Here is a 21,868-nt window from a genome sequence, read left to right as displayed (position 1 = left end):
CGCAAGCCTCCGCGCCTCGCCGGCAATCGCTAGCCTGCCTTCTGCATGGCAGCCATGCGCCGCGAGACGGCAGCGTTACAAAACTATTGCTTGACTTTACGCCATAAAACGCCCACATGCCGGTCAAGCTTTCACCTTCGGCAGCCGCGTGAGCTGCAGCACATGACCAAGATGACTTGGCCCGCATGAAGGAAAAGCGCAACGAATACAGAAGACGGCGTTTTGCCGCACTGATGCGCAGAAAGTTATTCCAACCCACAAGTTCCCAATTCACGCGGGGTTCTTGACGCCGAAACCGCCGGACAGCAGCAACTGCTCCGGACGATTGGTTTTTGGCGCCCCGAAAGGCATTACTATTGACCAGTTTTAGCGAACTCGGCCTCTCTGAAAAGATTGTGGCCAGCGTTACCCAGCTCGGCTACACAACCCCCACCCCCATTCAGGCAAAGGCCATTCCGCTGCTGCTTGAAGGCCGTGATCTCATCGGCCTCGCACAGACCGGCACGGGCAAGACGGCAGCATTCGGCCTGCCCATCATCGAAATGCTGATGAAGCAAGCCGACCGCCCGGCAAACCGCACCACCCGCACCCTCATCCTTGCACCGACCCGCGAACTGGTTAACCAGATCGGCGAAAACCTGCGCTCCTTCGTGAAGAAGACGCCGCTGCGCATTAACCAGGTTGTCGGCGGCGCGTCGATCAACAAGCAGCAGCTTCAGCTCGAAAAAGGCACGGACGTCCTGGTGGCGACACCCGGCCGCCTGCTGGACCTCATCGCCCGCAACGCGATCTCGCTTTCCAAGGTCACCTATCTGGTGCTTGATGAAGCCGACCAGATGCTCGATCTGGGCTTCATTCACGATCTGCGCAAGATTTCCAAGATGGTTCCGGCCAAGCGCCAGACCCTGCTGTTTTCGGCAACGATGCCGAAGGCGATTTCCGAGCTTGCCAGCAACTTCCTGACGGACCCGATCAAGGTCGAGGTAACACCTCCGGGCAAGGCCGCCGACAAGGTCGAGCAGTACGTGCATTTCGTCGCCGGCAAGAATGACAAGACCGACCTTCTGAAGAAGTCGCTCAACGAAAACCCGGATGGCCGATCGATCGTTTTCCTGCGCACCAAGCACGGCGCGGAAAAGCTCTACAAGCATCTGGAACATATCGGCTTCAAGGTCGCTTCCATCCACGGCAACAAGAGCCAGGGACAGCGCGAGCGGGCACTGAAGGGCTTCAAGGACGGTGAGATCAAGGTTCTGGTCGCAACCGACGTCGCTGCCCGCGGCATCGATATTCCGGCCGTGACGCACGTCTTCAACTATGACCTGCCGGAAGTGCCCGACGCCTATGTCCACCGCATCGGCCGTACCGCCCGTGCCGGCCGCGACGGCATTGCCATCGCGTTCTGCGCACCGGACGAAACACGTCTGCTGCACGATATCGAAAAGCTGATGAAGATCGATATCCCGGTTGCATCCGGTGAACGTCCGGCCGGTCTTGCCAGCCCGACGCGCCCGAACAACAACAACCGTGGTCGCAACAACAATGGCGGCCAGCCGCGTGGACCCCGCGAAGGCGGACGCCACAATGGCGAGCCCCGTCCCTCGCGTCACCACGCCCCGCGTGATGCGGACAACGATCTGGAAGTCACGTCAGACTTCAAGCGCGTGAAGACGGCGGAAGGTGACGCAGGTCGCCCGGCCGGCCCTCGCAAGCAGCGCCGCCCTGCCCGCAAGCCCGGCGGCAGCGGGGGCAACCGTCACGCACCTGCTGGCGGCAACGGCCAGGAAAAGCGCGCTTCCGGCAACGGAAACGGCAATCGCGGCCGTAACCGCTAAGTAACTTAACTCTGCGCGAGCCGATTCCTCGGTATCGCGTGTCTACCTTCAAACCCCGCAAGCGCAGGCTTGCGGGGTTTTCTTTTTGCTCTCAGCCGCCCTGCGCCAACGACCGGCGCCGCGACGGCAGGGTCATGGCCAGCACTCCGGCAATCACGCAGACAAGACCCACCCACATGGCAGGCGTCGGCACTTCTCCAAGAAACACCATGCCAATGGCGACACCGATCGGAACCCGCAGATACGCCTGCGACGTGGTACCGACCGAACCGAGCGTCTGCATCAGCCGGAAATAGACCATGAAGGCGAGCGCCGTTGAAAAGACGCTGAGGCACACAAGTGCGGTGAGCGACGCCGAAGATGGCGACAATGTCCAGGGCCGGTCAACGATCACGCTAACCGGCAACAGAAGCACGGCGCCGCAGATCAGCGAGCCGGCGGCAGGCATGACGGGATCGAGACCCCTGAAGTTTTTGCTGAAGATGGCGGCACAGGCGTAGGAAAAGGCTGCAGTCAGCACGGCAATCTGGCTCCACAGCGCCTCACCCGCCCCGTTCAACGCATCCAGACCGATGATGAGACAGACACCTGTCATGCCCGCAACAGTGCCGAACAGCTTGCGCCCGCTGACCTGCTCATGCCGGATGATCAGCGCGGTGAGAAGAAAGGTGAAGATCGGCGTCGTCGCATTGAGGATGACGGCGAGACCGGCATCGATGCTCTGCTCCGCCCACGCGATCAGCGTGAAAGGCAACACGCTGTTGATGCAGGCCTGAACGAAGAAGAGCCGCCATGTGGCGAAATCCCGCGGCAACCGCAGCCCGCGCAGGCGAATGACCGCCAGCAGCAACAGACCGGCAATCAGGGTTCTTGCGGCAATGAAGGTCAGCGGTGGTATGGTCTCCACCCCGATCTTGATGAAAGTATAGGATGCGGCCCACAGAGTGGACAACAGGGCAAGTAGCAGCAATTCGCGGGCGATAGGGTTTTGACTGGTCACGGATCAATTTTCCAACTGCGTTCAGGATGAACCGTTCCTAACCCGAAAACAAGCATCTATGCTTCGGTGACGGCCGAAGTTTCCACCGTTTCAAAAGCATGAAGCCCCGCACGGTACCAGCCATGCGGGGCTTCAATGACAGACCGGAGATTGCAGCGGCCGATCAGGCCCGGCGTTCATCCACCGAGAAAGCACCCGGACCGGCAAACACGAGATAAAGGAAGATGAAGCAGAACAGGATCGCGGCGTCGCCCCCATTGAGAGCGGGGAAGAAGCTCTTAGGCCCGTGCGCAATGAAATAGGCAACAGCCATCTGGCCGGACAGGATGAAGGCAACCGGACGCGTGAAAAGGCCGACCAGCACGAGAATGCCGCCAACGGCTTCCAGAAGCGCCGCCACCAGCAGCATCGTCGGCAGGGAGCCGTCCATCTGCGATGCCGGAAAACCGAACAGCTTCTGTGTTCCATGCGAAATGAAAAGCAGCGCCGTCATGATGCGCAGCGCCCCGAGTGCCTGCGGGCGGTAGCGGGAGAGATTGTCGAAAATTGCCATGTTCATGTGTCCCCGTTGAAGTGGTGCGACGCTCGATACAGCGCAATCATGCCTTTATGGATACACGTCTCGAACACCGAAAATCACATTTCCGATATAGCAGAACTCCCTTAAATACATAAAGGGAGTCATTCTACACATGGTTGATTTTCCACCATAAAACTGGACTCATGTGGAAAAAATCAACCCAAGGATACAGGCATTTTTTCGAGTGGCAAAGGCGGAAAAATCCGCCTCTCCGTCAGGCCTGCAACACCACGACCCTGGAGCCAACCGGCACGCGGCTGTAAAGATCGATGATGTCGTGGTTCAGCATCCGGATACAGCCGCTTGACATGGCGTGGCCGATGGATTGCGGCTGGTTGGTGCCGTGCAGACGGAACATGGTGTCGTTGCCGCCGCGATAGAGGTAGAGCGCCCGTGCGCCGAGCGGGTTGTTCGGGCCCCCCTCCATGCCGCCGGCGTATTTCAGATTGCGCGGATCACGGCGCATCATGTTTGCGGTCGGCGTCCAGGAAGGCCATTCCGACTTCCGGCCGATATAGGCGTCGCCCTTCAGCGCAAGCCCCTGGCGACCGACGCCGACGCCGTAACGCATTGCCCGTCCATCGCCCAGTACGTAGTAAAGACGCCGCGCGGGCGTATCCACAATCACCGTTCCGGCCGGATGCGCGGTATCGTATGCCACTTCCTGCCGGCGCAGCTCGGGCTTCACCTTGTCGAGATGCATTTCCGGAAGCGGAAACTTCTCGTCCGGCTTCGCCGCATAATTAAGCCTCTGCTGCCCGATGCCGGAACTTGCGCAGCCGGCCAGCAACAGCGGCAATCCGAACAGAACACCACGACGTGAAATAGACATGTAACCCCCGCCAAATCTCTAGATTAACGAGAGGTATAATTTTATGGTTAACAAATCTCTAATATGAGGTTGTAGGAATTAACGCGCCTCAACTGGCGCTGCGGGCCGGCGGTTGGCCAGATACACCCCCGTTACCGCCAGGACCGTGCCGGCAATCATGGCCGGCGTCAGCGTTTCCCCGAAAAGCAGGGCCGCTTCCACGGCGGCAAGCGGCGGCACGAGATAGATCAGCGAGGCAGCGCGCGAGACCTGCCCGCGCCGGATGAGATAGAGTAGCAGGGCCACCGCACCGATGGAGATCGCGCCCACCGACCAGACGAGCGTGGCGGCAAGCCCGAGGCTCCAGTCCACATGACCATCCTCCAGCAACAGCGCGAAGGGAACGGTGACGATGAGGGCGCCGACATATTGCAGCGTGGCGACCGCCATGATGTTTCCGCCATGGACGTATTTCTTCTGGTAGAGGGTGCCATAGGTCACCGACGTCATGCCCAGCACATTCACCGCCACGGCATAAAGCGGCACGGAAAGGCCGAGCGCGCCTGATGCCATGACCTTCGGCAGCACGGCGATGGCAATGCCGACAAAGCCGAGAAGCAAGCCGGCACGCTGCACCGGAGAGATCTTTTCGCCGATCATGTAACGGGCGGCAACCGCCGTCATCAACGGCTGCAAACCGGCAATAATGCCGCCGATCGCCGCCGGCACGCCCTGCCCTATCGCCCACCAGATCATGCCAAGGTAAAGGCCGTGCAGGAACACGCCGGACAAGATTGCCCGGAAAACATCGATGCGCCGTTCAGGCCATTGAATGGAGGAAAACCGGCAGATCGCCCACAATATCGCACCCGCCAACAGGTAACGCAGACAGAGGAAGGTCAGCGGACCAGTATAATAAACGGCATATTTCGCGGTGACCCAGCCGGTCGACCAGAGAAAGACGAAGATGGCCGGAGCCAGACGGTCGAGCGACATGGGAACTTCCCCTGTGCCGCGTGATGCCCCGCAACCGGACATGGGCCCGGGACATAAGGCATGCGGCGAATTGACATTTTTACGACTTGAAGCAACCGGTCAATGACCCGGCCGGATCTCGGCGCGCACCCCTTGGCGAAACACAGCCGTCCAAGCTAGCCGGGATCCCCATCCCCGCAAAAGGTCAAAAGTGTTTTGGTGATCGCATCTTTCAGATTTTCTGATGCCACACCCAAAACCCATCAACCGAAAGCGAACGAATAAAATTTGTGCATTCGCCCACGGCGCACACAGTGCCACCACCCCGTTCCGCCCCACCTTGCCCTGCAACCAATTTGCCAATGCCGCATTTATAGGCTGAAAGCGAAAAAACGCTTCTTTTTTAAAACTCTAGGGCGGTAAAAAATCTTCACGGAGGCCTCCGCATAGTTCTTGCATTGCATTTGTCGTTGTATTCATATGGCAAAAAAGGGGACATCGAAGTTGGCATTTGACGAAATGATAAATGCGGACAACGCGCCGCGAAGCCCATATGAAAACTATAACGAGTGGTACAGCCGGCAGGACAGGGCACACCTGATCCAGAAGTCTAAAGACGCGGAAAACATCTTTCGAAAAACCGGCATTACTTTCGCAGTCTACGGCCACGCCGACAGTTCAGAAAAACTGATCCCCTTCGATATCATTCCGCGCATCATTTCCGGGCGCGAGTGGCGCAAACTGGCCCAGGGTATCGAACAGCGCGTTCTCGCTCTCAACGCTTTCCTCGACGATATCTACCACAAGCAGGAAATCATTCGCGCCGGGCGCATTCCCCGCGAAATCATTGAGAAGAACGTCGCATTCCTCCCGGAAATGATCGGTTTCACGCCACCCGGCGGCGTTTATACCCACATTGTCGGCACGGATATCGTCCGCACCGGCGAAGACCAGTTCTATGTTCTGGAAGACAACGCCCGAACGCCTTCAGGTGTCAGCTACATGCTGGAAAACCGTGAAACGATGATGCAGATGTTCCCGGAACTCTTCCATGAAAACCGGGTACAGCGGGTGGAGGATTACCCCTATCAGCTGCGCCAATCGCTCGCCTCGCTTGCACCCCCCGGCTGCACCGGCAAGCCGCGCGTCGCGGTGCTGACCCCTGGCATCTACAATTCCGCCTATTACGAACATTCCTTCCTGGCCGACATGATGGGCGTGGAGCTGGTGGAAGGGTCCGACCTGCGCGTCATGGACGGCAAGGTCAAGATGCGCACTACACGTGGCTACGAGGCCATCGACGTGCTTTACCGCCGCGTCGACGACGACTTCCTTGATCCGCTCACCTTCCGGCCGGATTCGGCGCTCGGCGTACCCGGCATCATGGATGTCTACCGCGCCGGCAACATCACCATCGCCAATGCGCCGGGCACCGGCATTTCCGACGACAAGGCAATCTATTCCTACATGCCCGAGATCGTCGAGTTCTACACCGGCCGCAAGCCGCTTCTGGAAAACGTGCCGACATGGCGCTGTTCGGAGCCGGACAGCCTGAAATACGTTCTCGACAACCTTGCCGAACTGGTTGTCAAGGAAGTTCACGGTTCGGGCGGTTACGGCATGCTGGTCGGCCCCACCGCGTCGAAAAAGGAACGGGCGCTTTTTGCCGAAAAGCTGAAAGCCCGCCCCTCCAATTACATCGCGCAGCCCACGCTGTCGCTTTCCACCGTGCCGATCATGGTGAAAAACGGCATAGCGCCGCGCCATGTCGATCTGCGTCCTTATGTGCTGGTTTCAGACAAGGTGAAGATCATTCCCGGCGGACTGACCCGTGTTGCCCTCAAGCAGGGCTCGCTGGTGGTCAATTCCAGCCAGGGCGGCGGCACCAAGGATACATGGGTACTGGAGGACTAAGCCATGCTGGGCAGAACGGCAAACGGGCTCTACTGGATGTTCCGGTATATTGAGCGCGCTGAAAATATCGCCCGGCTTATCGATGCGGGCCTGCGCGTTTCCCTGACGCGCAGCGGCAGCGGCGATGAGGACTGGGACGGCGTGTTGCAGAGTGCCGGCGTGCACGAAGCCTTTCTCGAAACGCGCGAGAAGGTGACGGCGGCCAATGCGATCGATTATCTCCTGCGGGACAAGGCAAACCCTTCGAGCGTCATGTCCTGCATCGAGGCAGGCCGCAACAATGCCCGCATGGTGCGCACCGCGCTGACGCGCGAGACATGGGAAGCCACCAACGAATTCTGGATCGAGTTGAAGAACATCCTCGGCCGCAAGCTCAGCCATGCCGAACTGCCGCAGACCATCGATGTCATCAAGCATCGCGCCGGTCTGGTGCGCGGCGCCTTCCACGGCTCGATGCTGCGCAACGATCTCTATAATTTCTCCCGCATCGGCACCTTCATCGAGCGCGCCGACAACACCGCCCGCATTCTCGACGTAAAATATTACGTGCTGCTGCCGGCCGTGGCGCATGTCGGCTCCTCGCTCGACAATGCCCAATGGGAATCCATCCTGCGCTCGGTCTCGGCGCACCGCTCCTATGGCTGGGTCTATGATGCGGAATACAAGCCCGCCAACATTGCCGACTTCCTCATTCTCAACGGCCGCATGCCGCGCTCGCTCGCCTATTGCTACGAGAAGATAACCAGCAACCTCAATTACATAGCTGAGGATTACGGTGAAAAGCACAAGGCGCATGAAACGGCGGAAAGCATTCGCGACAGTCTGCGCAAGACGACGATCGATCGCGTCATGGATGAAGGCCTGCACGAGTTTCTGGAGAGATTTGTCAACCGGAACGGGCAGCTGGGGCAGGAAATCATGGAAGGCTACCGCTTTTATCTGTAAGCGCGTGGACGGGGACAGCTTATGCGTCTGAAAATCACCCATACGACCGAATATGTCTATGACGAGCCGATGCCCTATGCATTGCAGCGGCTGCGCCTGACGCCACAGACCGGCCCGTGCCAGACGGTGGAGGACTGGGATGTATCGGTCGACGGCGCCACCGTCGAAGTAAGCTATGACGACCATTTCGGCAACCGTGTCGCACTGGTCGAGACCGAAGGCCCGCAACGCAGGGTCAAGGTCGTGGCTGGTGGCCTCGTCATAACCGAAGACAGGGCCGGCATGGTCGGCCCCCACACCGGCAGTGCGCCGCTATGGCTCTTCCTGCGCGAGACGCCGCTGACGAAGCCTGGCAAACTCGTGCGCGAACTGGCGAAGGCCAGCACCGGCAACAGCGAGCTCGAGCGCCTGCACGACCTGATGGAGAAGATCAACAGCAAGGTGGAATATGTGCCGGGTTCGACCGACACCGAAACCACCGCCGAACTCGCACTCGAAGCCGGCAAGGGCGTCTGCCAGGACCATGCCCATATCCTCATTTCCGCCGCCCGGCTGATGGGCCTGCCCGCCCGCTATGTTTCCGGTTATCTGATGATGGAAGACGTGGCGGAGCAGACGGCAACCCATGCCTGGGCCGAGGTGCATCTGCAGGGGCTCGGCTGGGTTGGCTTTGACGCCGCCAATAATATCTGCCCTGACGATCGCTACGTGCGCATTGCCCTTGGCCTCTGCTACCGCGACTGCGCGCCGATATCGGGCATGCGGATCGGCCCGGCCGGCGAAACACTGAACGTTTCGGTGACCGTGCAGCAATCGCAGAGCCAATCGCAAAGCTGAGACAATGGCCGGCAGAGACGACGAAACGATCGGCTTTTATACGCATAATGCCGGAGCCTATACGTCGAGAGGGCAAACGGCGGACCTTCCCCATTTGGAAAAATTCCTGTCGCGCCTGCCCAAAGGCGCGACCATCCTCGAACTGGGGTGCGGTGGCGGGCAGGACAGTGAATTCATGCTCGCTGCAGGCTTCGACGTGCGCCCGACGGACGGCACACCCGAAATCGCCAAGGCGGCCGAAACGCGGCTCGGCATTCCCGTCGCGACATTGCTGTTCGAAGATATCGGCGACGTGGAGACTTATGACGGCGTGTGGGCCAATGCCTGCCTGTTGCATGTCCCCCGCCCCGCTCTTTCCGGTATCATCCGCCGCATCCGTACGGCGCTGAAACAGGGCGGTGTTTTTTACGCCAGCTTCAAGGCCGGGGAAGCGGAAGGCCGCGACACGTTCGGCCGCTATTACAACTATCCTTCGAAAACCTGGCTTGAGGACCTGTACGGGCATTTCGCCTGGGCAGGCGTGGAGATAGAAGCACGGCACGGCAGCGGTTACGACAAGCTGCCAACCGACTGGCTGCATGTGACGGCAACGAAACCCTGATCCGCTTTCAACAACCTGTGGGTTGCGAAAGCCCGCCGTGACCGGTTAAATCGCCGCAGCAACCGATCAGGGAGAGGGCTTTTTGTACAGTATTTCCGACTATCGCGACTGCCAGTCCCATGGACCCATCATTGCGGAACGGGTCTGGACGGCATGGTGGCAGGATAGTGGCCTCCAGGTCGGCGATGTGGCTGAACATCTGAAAGACATGGTGAACCCCCATGCCCTGCCGACCGGCTTCGTCGCCCATGACGACAAGGGTTACGTCGGCTCCGCCTTTCTTATCCATTGCGATCTGGAGGAGCGGCCACAATATCTGCCATGGGTTGCCGCACTCTGGGTGGAGGAAAACAGCAGACGTTCAGGTGTCGCCCGGGCGCTCATGCAGGCCGCAACACAACGGGCCGCCGAACTTGGTCACGACACCAGCTACCTGTGCTGCCGGCGCCGTCTCGAAACCTATTATACGAACTGCGGCTGGACCGTTCTGGAACGTGGTGTTGGCAAGCACGACCTGACGGTGCTGACCTACAGCACGAAAACATAGACTGTCCGCTATATCCGTTGCCAGACATCGGGGAGGAACCATGAAACCGCCAGCCGCCCTTATGGAGACGGCGATCTACGCCAACGATCTCGACGCCGCCGAGGCCTTTTATCGCTATGTCTTCGGGCTGGAGGTGGTGCGCAGGCTGCCGGGCCAGTTCGTGTTCTTCAAATGTGGCCGGCAGATGCTGCTGGTCTTCGATCCGCAACAATCACGCACGGCCACCCCCGACAATCCGATCCCGCGCCACGGCGCCACCGGACAAGGCCATTTCTGTTTTTATGCGAAAGACAAGTCGGAAGTGGACGACTGGAAAGCCCGCTTCGAGGAGCTTGGAATTCCCATCGAACACTATCACCGCTGGCCGAATGACAGCTATTCCGTCTACATCCGCGACCCGGCCGGCAATTCCGTGGAGGTGGGCGAAGGCAGGCTGTGGGGGTTCGAGTAAGCCCCAGATACCCGGAAGAACACTATGAAGAACATTTTTGTCGTCACGCACACCCAGTCCGTCCATCATGTCGAGAACAAGGTTGGAGGCTGGTATGATACCGAACTGACACCCAAGGGAAAAGCCGATGCGCAGGCGACGGCCGAGAAACTTGTGGCCTTGATCGGCAACACATCAGTCGAAATCTTCAGTTCCGATCTTCTGCGGGCCTCCCAGACTGCGGCAATCATTGCTGAACACCTCAAGTCCCCTTTTGAAACCACGGATGGCCTGCGGGAAATCAGCTACGGTTCGGCGGGTGGTATGCCGCAGGAATGGCTCGACGCCCGTCAGATACCGGCCCCCCATCACGACCGGATGGATCATCGTGGCGGAATTGCTGATGGCGAAACGAGACGAGAGTTGGCCGAAAGAGTGTACCGCGCCGTGGACACGATTATATCGCGTCCTTGCCCCACGCAGATCATCGTTACCCATGGCTTCGCTCTTACCTTCGTCATCGCGGCATGGATCAAAATGCCGATCGACAGCGTCGGTTATGTCAGCTTTCCCGCGTCTTCCGGCAGCATTACGCACCTAAGACAAGACGATTACTGGCAAAACCGCGGCGTTATCGCTTTGGCGGATGTGTCCCACCTGAAGACAAGCCGGGGATGACGTCGAGAGGGGGACGCTGAGCGACCCCCTCCCTCAACCGTTTAACGTGCAGCCCCGGTAGATCAGATCTGCCGAACCGTGATTTCTTCTTCCGCATTAACCGCAAGCGGGTTCCTCAGCGGCAGGCCGAAACCAGCGGCCTCGATCTCGAACACGTCACCCGCTTCCGGCTTGATGCCCTCCGCAAAAGAGAGCGTTGCGGTACCGAACATGTGCACATGGACGTCACCAGGTGCGCGGAACAGGCCGTATTTGAAGTGGTGATATTCGAGGTTCGCGAAGGTGTGGGACATGTTGTCCTCACCCGAAACAAACGGCTTTTCGAAAATGACCTTGTCGCCACGACGGATGCGCGAGGTGCCGCGAATATCCGACGGCGCAACGCCGACGCGGATTTCCGGGCCGAAGCTTGCCGGGCGCAACTTCGAATGGGCGAGGTAGAGATAGTTGATCCGCTCGGTGACGTGATCGGAAAATTCGTTCGACACGGCAAAGCCGATGCGCACGGGTTCGCCCTTGTCGGAGATCACGTAGATGCCGGCCATTTCCGGCTCTTCGCCGCCATCAAGCGCGAAGGACGGAGAGGTGAGAGCAGCACCGGGTGCCGCTGCGACATAGCCGTTGCCCTTGTAGAACCACTCGGGTTGAACACCCTTTTCGCCAGCCTTCGGCTTGCCATTTTCCAGACCCATGCGGAACATCTTCATGGAATCCGTCAGGCTTTCCTCGGCGGCTTCCGTGGTCTTCTTGTGCATGCTGTCGCGGGTAGCAGCAGAGCCGAGATGGGTCAGGCCCGTGCCTGTCAGATGCAGATGCGCCGGATCGGGATGGGTGATCGGCGGCAGAAAGCGACCTTCAGCATAAGCCTTTTCAAGATCGACGGCATCGCCGAGACCATGGGCGGACACAACATCGGCAAGGCTCTTGCCACCATTGGCAGCTTCCATGGCGAGCGCGTAAACCGATTGAGCGCCGTTGACGGCGTGCGCCTGTCCGCCTTCTTCGCGAACGGCGACGGTGATTTTGCCACTGGCATCCTTGATCTGTGAAATGAGCACGGGATTTCCTTCCTGCGGCGCAACGCGCCTTATCTTCTTCGGCGCGTTGCGCCTTCACCTTATGAAAGTGGCCGGAAACCGGCCACTTTTTTGACTTGCTATATTGGCTGGGCAATCAGCCCTTGTTCTTGTTGTAGACGTCGAAGAACACGGCAGCGAGCAGCACGAGGCCCTTGACCATCTGCTGGAAGTCGATACCGAGGCCGACGATCGACATGCCGTTGTTCATGACGCCCATGATGAAGGCACCGATAACAGCACCGGTGATCTTGCCAACGCCGCCGGAGGCCGAAGCACCGCCAATGAAGCAGGCCGCGATCACATCAAGCTCGAAGCCAACGCCTGCCTTCGGCGTTGCCGAGTTGAGGCGTGTCGCGATGATCATGCCGGCCAGACCGGCCAGTACGCCCATGTTGACGAAGGTTAGGAAGCTCAGGCGTTCGGTGTTGATACCGGAAAGCTTGGTCGCCTTCTCGTTGCCACCCATGGCGTAAACGCGGCGGCCAATGGTCGTGCGGCGCGTCACGAAGCTGTAAAGCGCAATCAGAACCAGCATCACGATCAGGACGTTCGGCAGGCCACGATAGGTGGACAGCTGGTAGCCAAGGAACAGAATAGCGCCTGAGATGAGCAGGTTCTGCACAATGAAGAAACCGAACGGCTCCACGTCGATGCCGTGCTTCACGTTCACCACGCGACGGCGCCACGCCAGATAGAACAGCACGACAGTAATCACCAATGTCAGGATCATCGACGTCGTGTTCAGACCTTCGATGCCACCGATATCAGGCAGGAAGCCGGTGCTGATGATCTGGAAATCCGTCGGGAACGGGCCGATGTTCTTGCCGCCGAGCACAAAAAGCGTGAGGCCGCGGAACACAAGCATGCCCGCCAGCGTCACGATGAACGACGGGATGCGATGATAGGCGATCCAGTAACCCTGGGCAGCACCGATGATACCGCCGATGACAAGACAAATCAGCGCCGCGAGAAACGGGTTCATGCCCCACTGCACGGTCAATATGGCCGCAATCGCGCCGACGAAGGCGACGATGGAACCGACAGAAAGGTCGATATGTCCGGCCACGATGACCAGCAGCATGCCAAGCGCCATGATGACGATGAACGAGTTCTGCAGGATGAGGTTGGTCAGGTTCACGGGCCGGAACAGAATGCCGCCGGTATAGAACTGGAAGAAAACCATGATAGCGACGAGCGCGATCAGCATGCCGTATTCGCGGATATTGGAGCGAATATACGACCCGACCGAGATGACGTTGCTTTCTTCGTTTGTGGTGTTTGCCGAACTCATGAGTTCTTCTCCCCTGAGCGCATGATAGCGCGCATGATGCTTTCCTGGCTCGCCTCTCCCTTCGGCAATTCAGCGACGATGCGGCCTTCGTTCATGACGTAGATGCGGTCGCAATTGCCGAGCAATTCAGGCATTTCCGATGAGATCATCAGAACGCCTTTGCCGTCGGCAGCGAGCTGGTTGATGATGGTGTAGATTTCGTATTTCGCGCCAACGTCGATACCGCGTGTCGGCTCGTCGAGGATCAGGACATCAGGATTGGAGAAGAGCCACTTGGAAAGCACGACCTTCTGCTGGTTGCCGCCCGAAAGATTGACCGTTTCCTGAAAGATGCCCGAAGAGCGGATGCGAAGGCGTGTGCGGAAATCGCTCGCCACCTTCATTTCCTTGATGTCGTCGATGACGCTGGCCTTCGACACGCCTGCCAGATTGGCAAGCGTGGTGTTGTGCAGAATGTTGTCGTTGAGCACCAGACCGAGATGTTTGCGGTCTTCGGTCACATAGGCAAGACCGGCATCGATTGCCTTGCGCACGGTGCTGACATCCACGGGCCTGCCGTCGATCAGAACGTCACCGGTGATCTTGTGACCGTAGGACTTGCCGAACACGCTCATGGCGAATTCCGTGCGCCCTGCCCCCATCAGCCCGGCAATGCCGACGACTTCGCCCTTGCGCACGGTGACGTTGATGTCGTGCAGGACCTTCCGGTCGCGGTGCTGCTGGTGATAGGCGTTCCAGTTCTTCACTTCGAGAATGGTCTCGCCGATCGGCACGTCGCGCGGCGGATAACGATCTTCTAGATCGCGTCCCACCATGTTGCGAATGATGACGTCCTCGCTGATTTCTTCCTGATGACAGTCGAGCGTCTTCACCGTCATGCCGTCGCGCAGCACGGTGATCTGGTCGGCCACCTTGCGCACTTCGTTGAGCTTGTGGGTGATGATGATCGACGTCATGCCCTGCTTGCGGAACTCGATCAAAAGGTTGAGCAGAGCCTCGGAATCGCTCTCGTTGAGCGAGGCGGTCGGCTCATCAAGGATGAGAAGCTTCACGCTCTTCGACAACGCCTTGGCGATTTCGACCAGCTGCTGCTTGCCGACGCCGATATCCGTAATCAGCGTCTCCGGCGATTCCTTCAGGCCCACCTTCTTCAGAAGTTCGCGGGTACGGTTGAAGGTCTGCTGCCAGTTGATGACGCCGCCCGAAGCGACCTCGTTGCCAAGGAAAATATTTTCGGCAATCGACAGGAGCGGCACAAGCGCAAGCTCCTGGTGAATGATGATGATACCAATATCTTCGCTGTCGTTGATGGCGCGAAAATTTCGCACAGCACCTTCATAGTGGATCTCGCCCTCATAGGTGCCAGCGGGATAAACACCAGAAAGGACCTTCATCAAGGTCGACTTTCCAGCGCCGTTCTCGCCAACGAGCGCGTGGATCTCACCTTCCTTTACCTTAAGGTTGACGTTCTCAAGCGCTTTTACGCCCGGAAACGTCTTGGTGATGTTCCGCATTTCGAGAATGGTATTGGCCATATCGCAATCCAGCGCCCGATTAATTCAGGCGTTTTTATTTTTATGGAAAAACGGGGACGGCGCCAAGCCATCCCCGCATGTGTTGCAGGCTTATTTCAGCTGATCTGCGGTGTAGTAACCACCGTCGACGAGAACCTGCTTGTAGTTGTCCTTGGTCACGGCAACCGGCTTGAGCAGGTAGGACGGAACAACCTTGACGCCATTTTCATAGGTCTTGGTGTCGTTCACCTCAGGCTCCTTGCCCTGCAGAACGGCGTTGACCATGCCAACAGTAACCTTCGCGAGTTCGCGAGTGTCCTTGAAGATGGTCGAATACTGTTCGCCAGCAATGATCGACTTGACCGACGGAACTTCAGCGTCCTGACCGGAAACGACCGGCAGCGGCTGGTCCTTCGTGCCATAACCAACGCCCTTCAGCGAGGAGATGATGCCGATGGACAGACCGTCATAGGGCGACAGAACAGCGTCAACCTTTGCGTCCGTGTAATAAGCCGACAGGAGGTTATCCATGCGAGCCTGGGCCGTTGCCGGATCCCAACGCAGCGTACCGACCTTGTCCATGCCCATCTGGCCCGACTTTACGACCAGCTTGCCGCTGTCGATGTAAGGCTTCAGAACCGACATCGCGCCATCGTAGAAGAAGAAGGCGTTGTTATCGTCAGGAGAACCGCCGAACAGCTCGATGTTGAACGGGCCCTTGCCGTCCTTCAGGCCAAGCTTGTCAACGATCGAAGTTGCCTGCAGAACGCCAACCTGGAAGTTGTCGAAAGTGGCGTAGTAGCTGACGTCGCCGCTGTTGCGGATGAGACGGTCATAAGCGATGACCTTGATGCCCTGCTGACCAGCCTGCTTCAGAACGTCCGACAGGGTCGTGCCGTCGATCGAAGCAATCACGAGGACCTTAACGCCCTTGGTGACCATGTTTTCGATCTGGGAAAGCTGATTCGGAATATCGTCGTCGGCGTATTGCAGATCGGTCGTGTAACCGGCTTCCTGCAGCTGCTTGACGATATTGTTGCCGTCATCGATCCAGCGCGCGGAAGACTTTGTCGGCATGGCGATACCGACAGAACCCTTGTCCTGCGCGAAAGCCGGCGCTGCAAAGGAAGCAGCACCGATGGCACAAGCCGCCATCAGCGAAATAATGGACTTCATTAACTCTCTCCCTTGAACCCTCTTTGGTACCCGCTTGTTGCGTTGCACCATAAAATTCATGCCATCAGAGGAAGAAGCCGCATTGCGCCCGTTCCGATCTCGCAACTGCGAAATGGAACAGATGCCGCTCCTCCCCGGCATTCCGCAAATTGTTCTGAATCCATATAACTGTCAAATAGAATAAATCAGTTTACGTATATCAATTATGATATATTAAATCGATACAATAACCATTGAGGGGTATAAACCGGCGAATGAGCAACCAAAAAGTGTATGAGCAGACGCAAACAGCGGATGCGCTCTTCGTCTTCGAAGACAACCCTTTGCTGCGCGCCGGCTTGAAGATGAGCCACCTGCGCATGCTGGTCATGATCGAGGAGCACGGGCAGGTCAGCGCCGCCGCCGCCGCCATGAACATGACGCAGCCGGCGGCATCGCGCATGCTTTCGGAAATGGAAGCAATCGTCAAAAGCCCGCTCTGTCAGAGAGCGTCGCGTGGTGTGGTGCTGACCAAGTTCGGCGAGGCGCTGGCGCGGCGCGCCCGCACCATATTGCTGGAGCTGCGTGAGGCGAGCCGCGAACTCAACCAGATGAAATCTGGCAGCGGCGGATCGGTTTATATCGGCGCCGTCACCGCACCGGCCATCAGCCTGGTCGTGCCCGCCATAAGACGGGCGATGGACACCTATCCCGGTATCGAGATCAACGTGCAGGTGGAAAGTAGCAACGTACTGGCGCGGGAACTTCTGGCCGCACGTCACGATTTCATCATCGGCCGCATCCCCGATGATTTCGACCCCGGCCTGTTCTCCATCCATGAAATTGGCATCGAGCGCGCCTGTCTGGTGGTTCGCGAGGGCCACCCCCTGCTCCACGGCGAGCCCGTGACATTGCAGGATCTGTCCGGTTACGACTGGGTCTTCCAGCCGCCCGGCGCGCTTTTGCGCAGAACGATGGAAGACGTGTTCCTCACTCACGGCGTCGCCATGCCGCGCAACGTCATCAACACGCCATCCGTGGTGCTGACGCTTGCCCTTATCTGCAACACGGATGCAATTGCGCCAATCGCGCAGGACATGGCCGAGTTCGTGGCCGGCCAGCAGGCCGATATCGGCCGCACCCGCATCCTGCCGACGGATTTCGAGCTTGTCGTCAAGCCCTACAGCATCATCACCACCAAAGGCCGCGTTTTGCCGCCCAGCGCCCGGCTGCTCTACGATCTGGTTCTGGATGAAAGCCGCAAACTGACGGGCTTTTGAGGAAGGCAAGCCAGACGCCAACTTCATTGTATATAGAGGCCGGATTTATCAGGACCTGCCCAGGGAATAGCCGCATGCTTTTCGGACAATCCGTCTTCGAGTCGGTCGTTGAAAGACTGAGACAGGAAAAAGAAGACGAAAGCGCGGAGCCGACGCCGCCCGCCGGTCATCGTATTGTGGGTTTCAGCTCTGGCTTCGTCGTGGATACCTATCCGGATGCACCGCAACCGGGAAACGCCAGTCTCGACGCCTATCTGGCCTTTCTGCCGGAGCCCGTTGCGCTTGCCGAGCCCCAGCCGGAACCCCAACCCGAACCCATGCCGGCCCATCTCGAAAAGACCTCGCTCGCGGATGTTTCAGCAGAACTGGCCATCCATGAAACCGACACCGCCGCAACGCTTGCGGAAAAGCGCCGCGCCTTCGCAAGGCTCAATCATCCCGACGGAGTGAGACCGGAATTCCGGCACAATGCGACGCTGCGCATGACAGCGGCAAATCTCCTGATTGACCAGGCGATCCGGATGCTGCGAACCCGTGAACATTTCCAGTAGAGGCAGGTAGCGGTTTTACGCCCGGAAAGCTCGCCTCAGCCGGCGTCATTTCTATCCGTGGGTGCACTTTCCACTGGCTCGTCTGAATCGTCCCTGGCCGCGTCAGCCTTGCCTCCAGCGTTCTCCTCGCTGGCGGGCTTGAACTTCAGCAACAACTCATAGGCCGCATAGACCGCCACGCCGCCGACAACCGTTCCCCAGAAAAATTCGCGATTGACGAATTCGATGACGGACCAGGCGGCGCAAAAGCCGACGATGAGCAATCTGACCCACAAACGGCGATAAAGCGGATGGCTCGTATCGATAATCAGCATGGCGTTCCCGTTTCGGGCCTCTCCAGAACATTGCGCAGTTGCGGCATGACGCGCGCCAAAGGCGTTGGCACGTCCAAGGCGTCTTGGCCGTTTCGCAGGAAAATTGCAACGCAAATCGACCCCCTACCAATCAGACCCTCGTGAAAGGGAGAGGCAGGGGATTGCCGACCGGCTTGACCGATACCGCTACCGCTCAGTCCCGCAGGCGTCCAAGCAGGGCCAGCAGCTGGTCACGGGCTTTTTTGCCGCCGATCCGGTCGATCAGCTTTTCCTCGCGGTCACGCCATGCATCGGAAAGGCGCTCAAGAAGGCTGCTGCCCTCATCCGTCATGTCGAGGAAATGAACGCGCCTGTCCTCTTCCGACCTGCGGCGGACAAGCAATCCCTTGCTTTCCATGCTATCGACGATCGCGACGAAATTGGCACGCTGTATGCCAAGCGCCTCGGCCACATCGCTCTGCTTGAGGCCCGGATTGCCGCCGACGATGACGAGAACGGAAAAATCGGCCGGCCGCAATCCCATCTCCGCCAGCACGTCGGAAAAGCCGTTTGCCACGGCAAGTTGCGAGTGCCTCAAATGATAACCGATCGCGGTCGTCAACAATCCATAGTCGATAGCGTTTAAATGTTCCGCCTGCGTGCCGCCGCTTTCGGCCTTTTCCGCCCGTGGCCCGTTGCTATGTGCCAATTGCAAAGCCATCCGATCCCCCGCCTGATTCGTTCCTTAACCCTGCCGGAATGATAACCGACAACAGGACTAAACTGTATCCCAAATAAATGTAGATGATACTAATATTGTATAATAATTTGACAGTTAATACCCATTGCGACAACCCCTGTCTCGTAATCACCATCGGGCACAAAAGAAAAGTATGATTATTTACCCACCGATTTTTAGGGTCAAAAACCGCCTCCCCCGCCTTGTTTGAAAGGCAATACGACAATCAACCCGCCTGTGTACAAAAGTGCCAGGACAGCCGCTGGATGCAGACGTAAAATACTACTTAAAAGGGAAACGTCTTATCAGGAAGAAACGCAATACCGCAAACAACATACCGCCCTGCTATCGCAAACATGCAGACAGCAGCCCTCGCAGCAACCCACGCTCTCCCCCACACCGGAAAACAGGCCCCATTTCGTAAATCTTTGATTTTTAGACATTGATGCGGAAAGAAAGCTGGGGTATGAACCAACCGCTGCACGCGATTCAAGCGTGACCGCTGCACCCGTAGCTCAGCTGGATAGAGTGTTGGATTCCGATTCCAAAGGTCACAGGTTCGAATCCTGTCGGGTGCGCCATTTTATTGCAGAGTACGGAATAAAGAACGACCTCGAAAACACTGAGCCGAATATAACGGACGCTCAGCGTTAGAAAATGTTGAGTTCGTAAGCATGTAATTGGGAAGCTCGGCCCATCGTAACGACTTCAACCTGTTATGCGTAAAACTCTCCCGTTCGCGTCAAAATTCACCCAATGCTTCCAATAGTACTGTAGAACTTTGGCGGCCCCAAAAACGGGGCGTAACACCATGTTGAATCTCTTATATAACTAGAACATTTAAAGAACAAACGAGAGTGCACGAGATATGTCAGACGCTGAAAAGATTATTGTAGTGCAGTTCAAAAAGGGACGCGGGGGCATTGTGCCGGGCGAAATGCGGCAGGCTTCCAATGCGGCGTCCGCCGAAAAGATAGCGAGCGCCATGGCATCGCGCCACATCGGCGTTGCGGCTTATGCCGTTACCGTCGACGAGGAAAGCGGCAGCATGACAAACCCGCGCCTGCTGGTCTCACATGGGCAGATTTCCGATTTGATGCCAGACTGATTTACCGGCGCGGCGGCACGCGCCTCCTTCAGCCATGCCGCGCAAGCAATCGGACCCTGCGCGGCATGTTTTTAAATCACGGCCCGGATGTCAGGCCCGCAAGCCTTGCGTCATGTCCGGGCGTGGATCGGCATGATGCCAATCGTATGGCGATCAAAACTCCTGCCAGTCGTCCTTTGACGTATCGACAGCAGCGTTACCGGAGAATGCGGATGCAATCTTGCGGCCAAGCGCGCGTACGGGGGATGCNCGATCAAAACTCCTGCCAGTCGTCCTTTGACGTATCGACAGCAGCGTTACCGGAGAATGCGGATGCAATCTTGCGGCCAAGCGCGCGTACGGGGGATGCCACGTATCTGTCGTTGCCGCCGGCATTGCGAACCGGAGCGGGCTGGCTCTTCTGCTGATAGGCGGTATCGGCGAGCTTGAACTGCGCGAGAAGCTGGTTGAGCGAAGCTACCTCCTTGGCCAGATTGTGGCTGGCGGCGTTGGTCTCTTCCACCATGGCAGCATTTTTTTGCGTGTCCTGGTCCATCTGGTTGACCGCGGTATTGATCTGCTGGAGGCCGGAGGATTGCTCCTGCGCGGATTCCACGATGGAGACGACGTGCCGGTTGATTTCCTGCACTTCCGATACGATCGTCGCCAGCGCCTTGCCGGTGTCGCCCACCAGCTGAACGCCCTGCTGCACCTGATCGTTCGAGGTGGTGATCAGCGCCTTGATCTCCTTGGCCGCATTGGCGGAGCGTTGCGCCAGTTCGCGCACTTCCTGCGCGACAACGGCAAAGCCCTTGCCCGCCTCGCCCGCACGCGCAGCTTCCACGCCGGCATTCAGCGCAAGAAGGTTGGTCTGGAAGGCGATTTCGTCGATCACGCCGATGATGTTGCTGATCTCGTTGGCGGATTTGGAGATCTGCTCCATGGCGACCACGGCGCGGCGTACCACTTCGCCGGATTGTTCGGCGCCTGCCTTGGCGCGGCTGACGATCAGGCCTGCCTCCTGCGCGCGCTTGGTGGAATCCTTCACGGTCGTGGTGATCTCTTCCAGAGCGGCAGCGGTTTCTTCCACGGCTGCTGCCTGCTGTTCGGTACGCTTGGCCAGATCGTCGGCGGCCGATTTGATCTCGTTTGCGCCCGCGCCGATGCCACCGGCATTCTGCGCAACCCGGGTCAATGCCGATTGCAGCTTTTCGGCGGACATGTTGAAGTCGTTACGAACGCCGTCGAGTGTCGCCGTGAACGGCTGGCCGATGCGGTAGGACACATCGCCATCCGAAAGCTTCGAAAGACCGGTTGCAAGATTGTCGACGGCAAATTTGACGTCGGCAGCTTCCTTGGCCTTCTGCTGCTCGCGCGCGATGCGTTCCTTTTCCGAAAGGCTGCGATTGGCTTCGGTTTCCTGTTCGAGACGAATGCGCTCGATCGCACTTTCGCGGAACACCTGAACGGCAACCGCCATCTGGCCGACTTCATCCTTGCGGTCCATGCCATCGATCTCGGCTGCCGTATCGCCGCCTGCCAGCGACACCATACGCTCCCGCAGGCGGGCAATCGGCGTTGTGATGCCACGCGAGGCCACGAGAAGTGCGAGAATGATGCCGGCTGCAAAGCTGATGCCAACCACAACAAGCGAGGTCAGGATCGTGGAATTCGTCTGATCCGTCAGATCGTCGCTGCCTTTTGCAACACCCTTGGCAAGCTTGTC

General features: G+C 58.4%; 22 protein-coding genes and 1 tRNA gene. 12 read left to right on the top strand and 11 right to left on the bottom strand.

Annotation, left to right across the window (positions count from 1 at the left end; translation table 11 throughout):
* The first annotated feature begins 356 nt into the window (after positions 1–356).
* Positions 357–1,835: a DEAD/DEAH box helicase gene (locus ASD46_RS16790; RefSeq protein WP_003513690.1), complete on the top strand. Its 1,479-nt coding sequence runs from the start codon at positions 357–359 to the stop codon at positions 1,833–1,835.
* Positions 1,836–1,926: 91 nt separating this feature from the next.
* Here ASD46_RS16790 and ASD46_RS16785 read toward each other — a convergent pair whose 3' ends face one another.
* From ASD46_RS16785 to ASD46_RS16770, 4 genes are all read right to left on the bottom strand, one after another.
* Complete coding sequence (locus ASD46_RS16785) at positions 1,927–2,835, bottom strand: DMT family transporter (protein WP_025594240.1); 909 nt, start codon at positions 2,833–2,835, stop codon at positions 1,927–1,929.
* Between the two features lie 163 nt (positions 2,836–2,998).
* Positions 2,999–3,388 (bottom strand): DoxX family protein, encoded by a 390-nt coding sequence (locus ASD46_RS16780; RefSeq protein WP_025594242.1) that lies wholly within the window; start codon positions 3,386–3,388, stop codon positions 2,999–3,001.
* Between the two features lie 241 nt (positions 3,389–3,629).
* Positions 3,630–4,247, bottom strand: coding sequence for a L,D-transpeptidase (locus ASD46_RS16775; protein WP_003513696.1), 618 nt, complete (start codon positions 4,245–4,247; stop codon positions 3,630–3,632).
* Between the two features lie 78 nt (positions 4,248–4,325).
* The gene (locus tag ASD46_RS16770) at positions 4,326–5,222 is read right to left on the bottom strand and encodes a DMT family transporter (protein ID WP_003513697.1); all 897 of its coding nucleotides are present in this window, start codon (positions 5,220–5,222) and stop codon (positions 4,326–4,328) included.
* A gap of 483 nt (positions 5,223–5,705) precedes the next feature.
* Between ASD46_RS16770 and ASD46_RS16765 the strand changes: the two genes are divergently transcribed.
* The 7 genes from ASD46_RS16765 (at position 5,706) to ASD46_RS16735 (ending at position 11,153) form a co-directional block, all read left to right on the top strand.
* Positions 5,706–7,115, top strand: a complete 1,410-nt coding sequence (locus ASD46_RS16765) for a circularly permuted type 2 ATP-grasp protein (protein WP_003513699.1) — start codon at positions 5,706–5,708, stop codon at positions 7,113–7,115.
* 3 nt (positions 7,116–7,118) lie between these two features.
* Positions 7,119–8,060, top strand: a complete 942-nt coding sequence (locus tag ASD46_RS16760; RefSeq protein ID WP_003513700.1) for an alpha-E domain-containing protein — start codon at positions 7,119–7,121, stop codon at positions 8,058–8,060.
* Positions 8,061–8,081: 21 nt separating this feature from the next.
* Positions 8,082–8,897, top strand: a complete 816-nt coding sequence (locus tag ASD46_RS16755) for a transglutaminase family protein (protein WP_003513702.1) — start codon at positions 8,082–8,084, stop codon at positions 8,895–8,897.
* A 4-nt stretch (positions 8,898–8,901) separates the two neighbouring features.
* Positions 8,902–9,498, top strand: coding sequence for a class I SAM-dependent methyltransferase (locus ASD46_RS16750; protein WP_025594244.1), 597 nt, complete (start codon positions 8,902–8,904; stop codon positions 9,496–9,498).
* 82 nt (positions 9,499–9,580) lie between these two features.
* Positions 9,581–10,045 (top strand): GNAT family N-acetyltransferase, encoded by a 465-nt coding sequence (locus ASD46_RS16745; protein ID WP_025594245.1) that lies wholly within the window; start codon positions 9,581–9,583, stop codon positions 10,043–10,045.
* Between the two features lie 40 nt (positions 10,046–10,085).
* On the top strand, positions 10,086–10,496 hold the full coding sequence (locus ASD46_RS16740; protein WP_025594246.1) for a VOC family protein: 411 nt from the start codon (positions 10,086–10,088) through the stop codon (positions 10,494–10,496).
* Positions 10,497–10,520: 24 nt separating this feature from the next.
* A complete protein-coding gene (locus ASD46_RS16735; protein WP_025594248.1) occupies positions 10,521–11,153 on the top strand; it encodes a histidine phosphatase family protein in 633 nt (210 codons plus the stop codon).
* Between the two features lie 62 nt (positions 11,154–11,215).
* Here the strand turns inward: ASD46_RS16735 and araD1 are convergent, their stop codons facing one another.
* From araD1 to chvE, 4 genes are all read right to left on the bottom strand, one after another.
* On the bottom strand, positions 11,216–12,211 hold the full coding sequence (gene araD1 / locus ASD46_RS16730; RefSeq protein ID WP_013636674.1) for a 2-keto-3-deoxy-L-arabinonate dehydratase AraD1: 996 nt from the start codon (positions 12,209–12,211) through the stop codon (positions 11,216–11,218).
* A 115-nt stretch (positions 12,212–12,326) separates the two neighbouring features.
* Positions 12,327–13,523 carry a sugar ABC transporter permease GguB gene (gene gguB, locus ASD46_RS16725; RefSeq protein ID WP_003513714.1) on the bottom strand — a complete coding sequence of 399 codons (1,197 nt, stop codon included), beginning with the start codon at positions 13,521–13,523 and terminating at the stop codon, positions 12,327–12,329.
* A complete protein-coding gene (gene gguA / locus ASD46_RS16720; RefSeq protein WP_025594250.1) occupies positions 13,520–15,058 on the bottom strand; it encodes a sugar ABC transporter ATP-binding protein GguA in 1,539 nt (512 codons plus the stop codon). Before gguA ends, gguB begins: the two co-directional genes overlap by 4 nt.
* A gap of 90 nt (positions 15,059–15,148) precedes the next feature.
* Entirely contained in the window at positions 15,149–16,213 is a 1,065-nt protein-coding gene (chvE, locus tag ASD46_RS16715) for a sugar ABC transporter substrate-binding protein ChvE (RefSeq protein WP_003513717.1), read from the bottom strand.
* 254 nt (positions 16,214–16,467) lie between these two features.
* On the opposite strand from chvE, the gene ASD46_RS16705 reads away from it, so the two are divergent.
* Together ASD46_RS16705 and ASD46_RS16700 are read left to right on the top strand one after the other, a co-directional pair.
* Positions 16,468–17,472 (top strand): LysR family transcriptional regulator, encoded by a 1,005-nt coding sequence (locus ASD46_RS16705; RefSeq protein ID WP_003513718.1) that lies wholly within the window; start codon positions 16,468–16,470, stop codon positions 17,470–17,472.
* A 74-nt stretch (positions 17,473–17,546) separates the two neighbouring features.
* Positions 17,547–18,023: a hypothetical protein gene (locus ASD46_RS16700; RefSeq protein ID WP_019565144.1), complete on the top strand. Its 477-nt coding sequence runs from the start codon at positions 17,547–17,549 to the stop codon at positions 18,021–18,023.
* A gap of 35 nt (positions 18,024–18,058) precedes the next feature.
* On the opposite strand, the gene ASD46_RS16695 is transcribed toward ASD46_RS16700, so the two are convergent.
* Positions 18,059–18,337, bottom strand: a complete 279-nt coding sequence (locus ASD46_RS16695) for a hypothetical protein (protein WP_019565143.1) — start codon at positions 18,335–18,337, stop codon at positions 18,059–18,061.
* 193 nt (positions 18,338–18,530) lie between these two features.
* A complete protein-coding gene (locus ASD46_RS16690) occupies positions 18,531–19,037 on the bottom strand; it encodes a MarR family winged helix-turn-helix transcriptional regulator (RefSeq protein ID WP_003513721.1) in 507 nt (168 codons plus the stop codon).
* A 522-nt stretch (positions 19,038–19,559) separates the two neighbouring features.
* Between ASD46_RS16690 and ASD46_RS16685 the strand changes: the two genes are divergently transcribed.
* Together ASD46_RS16685 and ASD46_RS16680 are read left to right on the top strand one after the other, a co-directional pair.
* Positions 19,560–19,636: transfer RNA gene (locus tag ASD46_RS16685), tRNA-Arg, on the top strand.
* A gap of 287 nt (positions 19,637–19,923) precedes the next feature.
* Entirely contained in the window at positions 19,924–20,163 is a 240-nt protein-coding gene (locus ASD46_RS16680; RefSeq protein WP_025594288.1) for a hypothetical protein, read from the top strand.
* A 253-nt stretch (positions 20,164–20,416) separates the two neighbouring features.
* Here the strand turns inward: ASD46_RS16680 and ASD46_RS16675 are convergent.
* On the bottom strand, positions 20,417–21,868 hold a 1,452-nt coding region (locus ASD46_RS16675; protein ID WP_060642533.1), incomplete at its 5' end, for a methyl-accepting chemotaxis protein.

Origin of the sequence: Rhizobium sp. Root491 (assembly GCF_001427205.1) — a bacterium.
GTDB classification, from domain to species: domain Bacteria; phylum Pseudomonadota; class Alphaproteobacteria; order Rhizobiales; family Rhizobiaceae; genus Agrobacterium; species Agrobacterium tumefaciens.
This window is presented reverse-complemented; position numbering and strand designations above follow the sequence as displayed.

What these genes read in the sequence shown, in the direction of transcription:
- ASD46_RS16780 (WP_025594242.1), bottom strand. Translation starts at nt 3,388, where the DNA reads ATGGCAATTTTCGACAATCTCTCCCGCTACCGCCCGCAGGCACTCGGG.
- ASD46_RS16775 (WP_003513696.1), bottom strand. Translation starts at nt 4,247, where the DNA reads ATGTCTATTTCACGTCGTGGTGTTCTGTTCGGATTGCCGCTGTTGCTG.
- ASD46_RS16770 (WP_003513697.1), bottom strand. Translation starts at nt 5,222, where the DNA reads ATGTCGCTCGACCGTCTGGCTCCGGCCATCTTCGTCTTTCTCTGGTCG.
- ASD46_RS16760 (WP_003513700.1), top strand. Translation starts at nt 7,119, where the DNA reads ATGCTGGGCAGAACGGCAAACGGGCTCTACTGGATGTTCCGGTATATT.
- ASD46_RS16755 (WP_003513702.1), top strand. Translation starts at nt 8,082, where the DNA reads ATGCGTCTGAAAATCACCCATACGACCGAATATGTCTATGACGAGCCG.
- ASD46_RS16750 (WP_025594244.1), top strand. Translation starts at nt 8,902, where the DNA reads ATGGCCGGCAGAGACGACGAAACGATCGGCTTTTATACGCATAATGCC.
- ASD46_RS16740 (WP_025594246.1), top strand. Translation starts at nt 10,086, where the DNA reads ATGAAACCGCCAGCCGCCCTTATGGAGACGGCGATCTACGCCAACGAT.
- ASD46_RS16735 (WP_025594248.1), top strand. Translation starts at nt 10,521, where the DNA reads ATGAAGAACATTTTTGTCGTCACGCACACCCAGTCCGTCCATCATGTC.
- gguB (WP_003513714.1), bottom strand. Translation starts at nt 13,523, where the DNA reads ATGAGTTCGGCAAACACCACAAACGAAGAAAGCAACGTCATCTCGGTC.
- gguA (WP_025594250.1), bottom strand. Translation starts at nt 15,058, where the DNA reads ATGGCCAATACCATTCTCGAAATGCGGAACATCACCAAGACGTTTCCG.
- chvE (WP_003513717.1), bottom strand. Translation starts at nt 16,213, where the DNA reads ATGAAGTCCATTATTTCGCTGATGGCGGCTTGTGCCATCGGTGCTGCT.
- ASD46_RS16705 (WP_003513718.1), top strand. Translation starts at nt 16,468, where the DNA reads ATGAGCAACCAAAAAGTGTATGAGCAGACGCAAACAGCGGATGCGCTC.
- ASD46_RS16700 (WP_019565144.1), top strand. Translation starts at nt 17,547, where the DNA reads ATGCTTTTCGGACAATCCGTCTTCGAGTCGGTCGTTGAAAGACTGAGA.
- ASD46_RS16695 (WP_019565143.1), bottom strand. Translation starts at nt 18,337, where the DNA reads ATGCTGATTATCGATACGAGCCATCCGCTTTATCGCCGTTTGTGGGTC.
- ASD46_RS16690 (WP_003513721.1), bottom strand. Translation starts at nt 19,037, where the DNA reads ATGGCTTTGCAATTGGCACATAGCAACGGGCCACGGGCGGAAAAGGCC.
- ASD46_RS16680 (WP_025594288.1), top strand. Translation starts at nt 19,924, where the DNA reads ATGTCAGACGCTGAAAAGATTATTGTAGTGCAGTTCAAAAAGGGACGC.